The 883-nt window shown below is 74.2% G+C and carries 2 protein-coding genes; both read left to right on the top strand.

The features are described 5' to 3' along the window. The first annotated feature begins 168 nt into the window (after positions 1 to 168). Positions 169 to 609: a DoxX family protein gene (locus B7767_RS40505; protein ID WP_085576272.1), complete on the top strand. Its 441-nt coding sequence runs from the start codon at positions 169 to 171 to the stop codon at positions 607 to 609. Positions 610 to 697: 88 nt separating this feature from the next. Continuing rightward, a partial coding sequence (locus B7767_RS47540) for a hypothetical protein (protein WP_218775861.1) occupies positions 698 to 883 on the top strand: 186 nt, incomplete at its 3' end.

Below are 883 nucleotides of genomic sequence, written 5' to 3'. Positions count from 1 at the left end.
CCATGGGGGCGGGGGTGGCCACGCCGCCCGTGAACCGCCTCGGGACGACCGGCGGGTTCGGCTGAACCGCCGGGCCGTCGCGCACGTAAGGGAAGAGCGGACGGCCTCCCGCGCGACCCCCGGCGCCGGCCCCTACGTTGCACCGACCGACGCGAGGAGTACACGACGATGAGCACCGCACGCCTGAACGACCGGCTGGCCGGCCACCGACCGCTCGTCCTGGGCCTGTTCCGCATCGTCCTCGGCCTGCTGTTCACCAGCGAGGGAGCCGCCACGGTCTTCGGCGTACTGGACAGGAAGGCCAGCCCCACGGGTGACTGGCCGTTCTGGTACGCGGGCGTGATCGAGCTCGTCTGCGGGGTCCTCGTCCTCCTCGGGACCGCGACCCGCAGCGCGGCGTTCCTCAGCTCGGGGGCCATGGCCTTCGCCTACTTCACCGAACACCAGAAGGACGGTCTGTTCCCGCTGCAGAACGGCGGCCTGTCACCGGTGTTGTTCTGCTGGGGGTTCCTGCTCCTGGTCTTCTTCGGGCCGGGCGCCCTGTCCCTGACGGGCCTGCTCCGCCCCGGCGCCCCCGGGGACACCGAGGCGGCCCCCGCACCGAGGTAGTGCGCGGCTCGGCCGGATCCCGTGCAGGTGCACCACCAGGTCCGCCGACCTGGGCATGGTGACCTGGTCGACGGAGGGAGGGAAGTCCGTGTCGATCTCCCGTTCGGGCCGGGTGACGTCCAGCAGGGCGCGGGCGGCGGGCGGCGCGGTGCGCAGGCCGGCGTACCAGTCGCGGTGGCCCGCCCGGTCCAGGAGGCGCTCGACCGTGCCGGGAGCGGCGGGCCGCCTCGGCATGGAGGGTGCCATGACGCCGGCGTCGCCGCCGGGGTGCCGG

Source organism: Streptomyces sp. 13-12-16 (assembly GCF_002114215.1).
In the GTDB taxonomy this organism is placed as follows: Bacteria; Actinomycetota; Actinomycetes; order Streptomycetales; family Streptomycetaceae; genus Streptomyces.
Note: the sequence above shows the minus strand (reverse complement) of the source record. Positions and strands in the feature narration are given on the sequence as shown.